Source organism: Ramlibacter sp. GCM10027632 (genome assembly GCF_042675325.1).
Taxonomy (GTDB): Bacteria; Pseudomonadota; Gammaproteobacteria; order Burkholderiales; family Burkholderiaceae_C; genus Ramlibacter.
In genome coordinates this window covers 264,969-273,888 of the sequence record NZ_JBHTGW010000001.1, presented here as the reverse complement: position 1 = coordinate 273,888, position 8,920 = coordinate 264,969, and the positions used below count along the sequence as shown (strand labels likewise).

The following is an 8,920-nucleotide window of genomic DNA, read 5'->3' as shown; positions in this document are numbered from 1 at the left end:
GAATTTTCCGACTTGTGTGTCAAAATGAAACTAATGTGTATGGTTGAAACTAAGACGATTCGCGGGACCCGCGCCCTGGCGGCCCTGGCCCTGGCTGGCCTCCTGGCGGCCTGCGGGGGCGGCGGCGGCGGCGCTGCTGCGCCGGCCACCAAGGCGGCCAGTTCGGTGCAGGACATGCAGGGGCGTTGGGAGAACGCCGCCGCCAACTGGGATGCCAAGTGGCTGGCGCCGGCTGCAGGCCAGTCGGCCTCGCCGATCTGGCTGCTGGCGCGTGATGGCAGCTACCTGGCGTACCTGGAAGGCACCGTCGCCGCGGACGGCAAGGTCCGTGCCTCGGGCACCCGCTACACCCTCGATTCGGCGACCCAGACCACCTCGGCCGCGTCCTGGGACGGCACGGCGACGATCGTCGACGGCGCCACCCGCCTGGCCTTTGCCGATGGAACCAGCATGACGCGCAGCGCGGCGCAGCCGCTGGCGGTGCAGGGCGAAGTCACCGGTGCGTGGACCTCGCAGCTCGGCGCCGACCTGGTCACCCTCAGCTACGCCATCGATGCCCAGGGTGTCTTGACCGGCAGCAGCACCACCGGCTGCACCTACGCGGGCTACGTGGTGGTCCGCCCGAACAGCTTCGTCTACGACGCCAAGGTCAGCGAGACCTGCATCGACGGTGTCGCCAAGCTCCTCGAGGGCATCGGCAGCCTGGCCTCCGACAAGGCCCGCCTGACCCTGACCCTGCGCGGGCCCGCCGGGGCCTATGCCAAGGCGCTCTATTTCATCAAGAAAACCTGATTCCACAGCCTGAACAGAAAGCCTCCTCCATGAACAGCCTGTACCCGCACGCTACGTCCTCCACCCCGCGTCCCGCCTCACGGTCCGCGCTGATGCCTGAACACGCGCGCGAGTTGATCCTTGCCGACGGCCTGGCCACCGACATCGGCAGGCTGCTGGAGGGCGCCCAGGCGCCCGTGCTGCGGGTGGGGGAGGTCGCGGACCCGGTGCGCGCGATCAGCCTGGCGCTGGCGGGGGAGTCGGTCGATGTCCTGCACATCGTCGCCCACGGCCGCCGCGAAGGTTTCCGCCTCGGCGGGCACTGGGTCGACGCCGCGGCCCTGCGCGCGCAGGCGCACCTGGTGGCCGGCTGGAACGTTCGCCGCATCGCGCTGTGGTCCTGCTCGGTGGGGCAGGGCTCGGCGCTGGTGCGCACCCTGGCGCGCCTGACCGGGGCGCAGGTCTTCGCGAGCGACCGCCCGCTGGGCCGGGTGGGCGAGGAGCGGCTCTGGCGCCTGGACGGCGAAGGTGAGGGCGCGCCCCAGGTGCCGTTCGCGGCGCCGGTGCTGGCGGCCTGGGACCACCAGCTCGCCAGCTTCACCTTCAGCCAGGTCTGGCAGGTCACCAACACGGCGGACAAGGAAAGCAACAACCACACGTTCAACTACGCCACGCCGCTGTTCAGCGCGGCGGACGGCACGATCGTGGACGGCACCACCAGCCGCACCTTCACCGGCAACGACGTCTCGGCCACCCTGACCATCCCGGGCCTGGCCCAGCCGGTCTACGGCTGGATCAGCCGGCCGATCAAGGTGGGCGGCCAGGTCGTCGGCTTCTACATGTGGACCGACAGCGACTTCACCTCGCTGGCGCTGGCGCAGGCCGACGGCAACGCGGACGCCGACGGCAACACCGCGCAGAACACGGGCTACATCCTGGCGGTGCCGGGCAAGGAGAGCGCCTTCAGCTCGGGCAGCATCGGCTCCTCGTCGGACCGGGTGGACACGGCGCTGAACTCGCTGATCCCGGTCAACTCCGGGCCGGTGGCGAAGAACGATACGGCCACCCTCAACGAAGACGCGGTGAACGCCACCGGCAGCGTGCTGACCAACGACACGGACGCCAATGGCGACACGCTGGTCGTCACCGGCTTCACCTACACGGTGAACGGCACGACCAACTCCGTGACCGTGACCACCTCCACGGCCGGCTCGGCCAGCATCTCCGGCGTCGGCAGCTTCACCCTGGCCTCCAATGGCACCTGGACGTTTACCCCGGAGGCGAACTACACCGGCCCGGTGCCGGTGTTCACGTACACGGTGGCCGACCCCTGGGGCCTGACGTCCAGCGCCACGCTGTCGCTGTCCATCACGCCGGTGAACGATGCGCCCACGGTGACCGCCGCGGCCGGCGCGCCGGCCGGCAGCGCGGACCTCGTCACCACGCCGGAAGACACGCCCATCGTCCTGGCCCTGTCGGACTTCGGCACCTTCGCCGATGTCGACGGCGACGCCCTGGTCAAGCTCCAGATCACCGGCCTGCCCACCGACGGCCGCCTGCAGTACGACAGCGGCTCGGGCTTCACCAACGTCTCGGCGACGGGCCTGGAAGTGACCGCCGCGAACATCACTGCCGGCAAGCTGCGCTTCGTGCCGGACGCCAACGAGAACGGCAGCCCGTACGCGACCTTCACTTTCAAGGTGAGCGACGGCACCACCTACAGCGCCTCCTCCTACACCGTGACGGTCAACGTCACCCCGGTGAACGATGCGCCGGTTGCCAACAACGACAACACCATCTCCGGCGGCACCTATGCCGCCTTCGCCGTGGAGTCGGGCTGCCACGTCACCGGCACCGACCAGTCGGGCGCCACGCTCACGAACGCCGGCTCCAACCAGTCCGGCAACGTGCGCACGAACGACACCGACGTCGACACCGGCACCACGCTGACGGTGACCGCCGCGGCCAGCATTGCGGCCAACGATTCGAAGGCTGTCACCGCGGGAAGCACCTCGGTCTCCAACTATGCGACCGTGACGGGCCTGTATGGCTCGCTGCGCATCGGGGCGGACGGGTCCTATATCTACCTGCCCGCCAACACGAACACCACGGTCCAGAAGCTTCGCGCGGGCGACCTGCTGACCGAGACCTTCTCGTACACCGTGTCCGACGGCAGCAGCACGGCGACGGCCACCCTGACGGCCGTCATCAAGGGCTCGAACGATGCGCCGGATGCGGTGGACGATGTCGACTCCCTGCAGGAGCGGGCCCTGTCGGGCGGCAACTACGGGATGGCGACGGGCAACGTGATCACCAACGACACGGACCCGGACACTTCGCCCACCCTCACCGTGGTGTCCTCCACCGCCGCGGCGACTGGATCTTCGCAGGGCAATGCCTCGTACCAGGTCGCGGCATCGAGTTCGGTGAGCGTCGGGGACTACGTTTTCTGGGATGCGGACAACAGCGCCACCACGCGTACCCTGGGAACGGACGCGGTACTGCTGACGGTTTCCGGGCAGCCCGTCACCGTGTCCGCCAAGGACGCGAATGGCTACGTGACCCTGAACTACCCCAACGCCCTAGCTTCGAACGACCAAGGCAAGGTCTTTGCCACCACCGGGGCTTCACGGTACATCGGTTTTTCCGCGAACTCGGATGCCTCCGGCAACTACAAGACCACGGCTTATGCCGGCACCGTGAGTCCCTCTTCGACGACGGTTAACGTGTCGTCCATCACGGGTGCCATCAGCGCCGGGATGTCCGTCTCGGACGGGACCACCACCCGTCAGGTCACGGCTATCACCACGGATGGCAGCGGCCAGGTGACGGCAGTTACCCTGGACCAGGCTGTGTCCTGGAGCGGGGCATCTCTCAGCTTCACCGCGACTGCGGGCACTACCCTCACCGGCAAGTACGGCACGCTCACCTTCGCTGCCAACGGCGGCTACACGTACACCCTGACCAGCAACGCGCTGACCGACAACCAGTCGTACGTCGAGGCCTTCGCCTACACGCTGTCCGACGGCACCTGCACCGACGCCGCCATCCTGCGCATCACGGTCAACGGAACGACGAATGCCGTCCTCGCCGACGACACCGTGACGGTGGCGGAAGACTCCGGGACCTATGTCTCGGGCGCCACCAGCGTCCTCACCAACGACCTGGTGAACGGCTCGATGCCCACGGGCAGCGCTGTCGCCTCGTTCAAGTGGAACGGGCAGTCGGCCAGCGCCGGCTCTTCCCTGACCGTCTCGGGCGTTGGCGTCCTGACGATCAACGCGAACGGCTCCTTCACCTTCAACCCGGTCGACGACTACACCGGCGCGGTGCCGGTGGCCACCTATGTGCTCGCCACCTCGGGCGCCTCGGCCACCCTGTCCCTGACCATCCAGCCCGCCAACGACGCGCCGACCGTCACGGCTTCGACGGATGCTCCCGGAGGCAGCGTCGACCTGGTCACCACCCCGGAAGACACGCCCATCGTCCTGGCCCTCTCCGACTTCGGCACCTTCGCCGATGTCGATGGCGACGCGCTGGCCAAGGTCCAGGTCACGACGCTGCCGGCCGACGGCAAGCTGCAGGCCTACAACAGCGGCACCAGCAGCTGGGAAGACATCCTGGCCAACGCCGAGTTCACCGCCGCCGACATCACCGCCGGCAAGCTGCGCTTCGTGCCGGACGCCAACGAGAACGGCACCGCCTACACCACCTTCGGCTTCAAGGTGCATGACGGCACCACCTACAGCGCCTCGGCCTACACCACCACGGTCAACGTGACCCCGGTGAACGACCCGCCGGTGAATACCGTGCCGGCCACGCAGGTGCTGAACGCCACGCCCACCACGGCCTTCACCACGACGCTCGCGTTCAACAGCGGCAACGGCAACGCCATCACCGTGGCCGACGTCGAGAACAGCCTGTCCACCGTGGTCCTGAGCGTGTCCCACGGCACCCTGGCCGCCACCGCTGGCACCGGCGTCACGGTCAGCGGCTCGGGCACCGGCACGCTGACCCTGACCGGCACCGACAAGGACAACCTCAACGCCGTCCTGGCCACGCTGCAATACACCGCCAACGACCTGTTCAGCGGCAACGACCAGCTGCGGATCCAGACCCGCGATTCCGGCGGCCTCACCGACCTCGACACCGTGACCCTCACGGTCGACGCGGACAACCGGCCCCTGACGGTCACCGGCTCCACCGTCAACGAGGCCTCGCCGTACCTGATGTTCACGGTGGCGGGTGTCCAGGGGCAGTATGTCCAGCTCTCCGTCGCGGGCGTTTCCGCCACCCTCGGCCTCGACGCGCTGCCCAAGCTGCAGTACTACGCCGGCGCTGTCACCGGCTGGGTGAATTACACCGCCGGCAGCTTCTTCAAGCTGCCCTCGGCCACCACCCCGGTGCGCCTGGCGGTGCTGCAGGACAAGCTCGACGAAGGCTCGGAAACCCTCACGCTGACCGCCAGGAACCAGGCCGCGACGGCCCACAACGGCACCGGGACGATCAGGGACGACGGCCAGGGTGACATCTACCTGGAGGACGCGACCAGCCTGACGCCGTCCAACTTCACCGACCCCCTGGACGACGACCGCCCGCTCACCATCACCGACCCCAACGACGCCACCCTCAACGGCATCGTGGTGAACGAGGACTCGCCCTACGGCGTGCTCAAGGTCACCGGCGCCGCGGGCCAGAAGGTCCAGCTCAGTCTCGTCAACGGCTCCGCCGTCGATGCGGACCATGGCCTGCTCACCAACAACAGCGGCACGACCGAAGTCGAGGTCTACAACGGCGCGGGCTGGGTGAAGTACACCACCGGCGAGTGGGTCACCCTCACCGGCACCTCCCTGCTGGTGCGCGTCGCGATCAAGGACGACGCCGTCTACGAGGGCCCCGAGACCCTGGGTGTGCTGGCGACCACCACGGGCGGCCAGACTGTCAGCGGCACCATCGTCATCGTCGACGACGGTACGGGCAGCAAGTACCCGGACAACATCACCGGCGCGGTCGACAACACCGGCACGCTGGACAACGACCTCGCGGTCACCGTGACCGGCTACGGCCCGGTGAACGAAGGCTCGACCTGGGCGATGTTCAAGGTCGACGGCTCGCAGGGTGCGCCGATCCTGCTCGGTGTGGCGGGCTCGGGCACGACCCAGGCCACCACCACCGGCTTCACGATCCAGTACTCCACCAACGGCACGACCTGGAAGGCCTACAGCGCGGACGCGCCCCCGGTCGTCCCGGGCACGCTGGGCGGTGGCACCGGCACCTTCTACGTGCGGGTCAACATCACCAGCGAGGCCGATGGCTCGTATGAGGTGTCCGAGACCTTCAGCCTCACCGGCACGGTGGGTGCCGGCGCGACGCCCGCACCCGCGTCCTCCGCGGAGGTCGCGATCGTCGACGCCGGCAACGGCACCCTGTACACCGGCGATTTCAGCGGCGGCGCACCGGCGACGGACTCCTCCAGCACGAAGGACGACGACAGCAGCATCGGCGTCTCCAGCCCCACGGTGAACGAGGCCTCGCCCTACGCCGTGTTCGTGGTGAACGCGGTCGCGGGCAGCTCGCTCACGCTGACGGTGGTCGAGGGCAGCGGCGCCGGCTTCGCCGACATCGACCAGACCCAGCCGATCAAGTACTGGAACGCGGCCACCAGCCAGTGGTCCACCTACTCCTCCTCGGTGGTGGTCCCGGCCAACGGCACGCTGCTGGTGCGCATCGACATCCAGGCGGAGCAGGACTCCCCGGCGGTCAACGAGGCGAATGAAACCTTCCAGCTGCGCGTGTCCAACGGCACGGCGATCGCCTCCGGCACGGCCACCATCGTCGACGACGGCAACGGCACGATCTACCCCGCCGGCAACCCCACCAACGCGACGACGCCGCTGACCGACACCACCCCGGCCAACCTCGACGACGACCGGGCGCTGGGCGTCAACTCCATCCGGGTCAACGAAGCCTCCACGCACGCCGTCTTCGAGGTGACCGGCATCGCCGGCCAGCTGGCGAAGCTCGCCCTGGCCAACGGCACGGCCCTCGGCGGCGCCACCACGCCCACCGACGGCTCGGTGGACTATGGCACCGGCCTGGAGTACTGGCACGCCACCAACGGGTGGGTGGCCTACACCACGAACAGCTGGGCGTTGATCCCCGCGGGCAACCTGCTGTACGTCCGCACCACCCTCGTCAACGACACGGCGGCCGAGGGCGACCAGACCTTCACCCTCGCCGCGACGAACACCGGCGGCCGCGCCACCACCGGCACGGCGACCATCGACGACACGGGCGGCGGGGTCATCTACACCTTCGACCCGACCACGAACGCCCCCACCGGCACGACGACCACCGGCCTGAACACCGACGCCGCCGCGCCCCCGCCGCCCCCGCCGCCGCCCCCGCCGGCGCCGCCCCCGTTCACCGCCAACCTCGACCCCACCACCGACACCGGCGCGCTGGACAACGTGACCCGCATCACCGAGCCGCAGTTCACGCTCAACGGCGGCACCTACCTGCAGCCCGGTCGCACCGCGCGCCTGGTGGACCCGTCGGGCGCCGTGATCGGCTCGGCCACCGTCACCACCACCGAGGCCCAGTCCGGCAAGATCAACGTGCCCACCGGCCAGCTCGATGATGGCGTCTACACCTACACGGCGCAGATCCTCGACGCCCAGGGCAACGTGGTCGCCTCGGCGCCGGTCACCGTGACCATCGTCACCGACCGCGACGGCGTGGCCCCCTCGATCGAGCTGTCCGCCAACGGCGGCGACTTCAACGACGACGGCATCCTGGACTGGGAGCAGAACAACGTCGCCCAGCTGCCGGTGACTTCCTATGCGGACTTCCTGCAGGGTCGCAACGCGCCCGACGCCACCTTCGGCGCCATCCTGGCCGGCCGCCCGGACGCGTCGCAGCCCGGCGGCGTGGCGCTGGATGCCGGCGCGCAGCTGGTCGGCATCAGCCTGGCGCCGCTGCCCGCGGGCGCGCCGCTGCCCACCGGCACGCGCGCCGTCTCGGACCTGTACAAGTTCAGCGTCACCTCGGTCGCCGGCGGCCAGCTCACCGACATCGACGTGCGCCCGGGCCTGCAGACGCAGACCGTGATCGACCTGCCCGCCGGGGTCCAGGCCAACGCCTACCTGAAGTACAACGCCACGACCCGCACCTGGAAGGACTTCACCAACCCCGCCGCGCAGTTCGGCCTCGTCGATGGCGCGGCCCTGCTCGACACGAACGGCGACGGCCGCATCGACCGCATCGTGCTGACCCTCACCGACGGCGGCCCCGGTGACGAGGACGGCGTGGTCAACGGCACCATCGTCGACCCCGGCCTGCTGGCCCTGACCGGCCCCCTCATCACCGGCCCCTCCGGCGGCCCTGGCGCGGCCGCCAGCGAGAAGACCGTGCCCGAGGGCACGGTGCCGGTCACCCGCTTCACCGCCAACGAGCCGGTGACCTGGAAGGTGAGCGGCGGCAGCGAGGCCGGCCAGTTCAGCATCGCCCCGGACGGCCAGCTGGTCTTCAAGGCCGCTCCCGACTACGAGGCACCGCTCGACGCGGACCACAACAACAGCTACCTGCTGCAGGTCGAGGCGACCAACGCCGCCGGCGCGAAGAGCGTGCAGTCGGTGACGGTCTTCGTCACCGACCGGGGTGTCCCCATCTATTACGCCGCCACCGGCACCGTGGGCGACCGGACCCTGTCCGCCACGCCCGCCGGTTCCGCCGACGACCGGCCCCTGCCCAACGCGCCGACCAGTGCCACGCTCGCGGCCCAGGTGCAGTTCTACGCCGCCGACCCCGGCACCCCGGGCACGGTGCCGCTCAAGGCCTGGCAGAACGTGCTCACGGGCGACTGGTTCTACGGCCGTGCCGACGTGGCGCCGCCCTATGCCTGCTACGTGGAGCGTCCCGAGGTGGTCCTGGGCAACGTCCTGCCCGCGGGCCAGGGTGTCTTCGACGTCCACACCTACCTGAACGGCGCGGGCGTGACCCAGGTCATGGGCCAGGCCGCCGCCGAGAAGCTCGGGCTGCTGGCCCAGGGCTACGTGGACCTGGGCGCGGCCTACCTGTTCGCTTCCGCCGACAATGTCACCCTTGTCGGCGTGGCATCCTGATCACGCCGTCCGCCAAACCACCCGAA

General features: G+C 69.5%; 2 protein-coding genes. Both read left to right on the top strand.

All coding sequences use genetic code 11. From position 1 onward, the window contains the following. Positions 1–39: 39 nt before the first annotated feature. Complete coding sequence (locus ACFQZY_RS01255) at positions 40–792, top strand: hypothetical protein (RefSeq protein WP_377411652.1); 753 nt, start codon at positions 40–42, stop codon at positions 790–792. Between the two features lie 29 nt (positions 793–821). Further along, positions 822–8,894, top strand: coding sequence for a tandem-95 repeat protein (locus tag ACFQZY_RS01250; RefSeq protein WP_377411650.1), 8,073 nt, complete (start codon positions 822–824; stop codon positions 8,892–8,894). The last annotated feature ends 26 nt before the right edge of the window (positions 8,895–8,920 follow it).

Excerpts from the sequence above, each read along its gene's own strand:
- ACFQZY_RS01255 (WP_377411652.1), top strand. The coding sequence starts at position 40 with ATGGTTGAAACTAAGACGATTCGCGGGACCCGCGCCCTGGCGGCCCTG.
- ACFQZY_RS01250 (WP_377411650.1), top strand. The coding sequence starts at position 822 with ATGAACAGCCTGTACCCGCACGCTACGTCCTCCACCCCGCGTCCCGCC.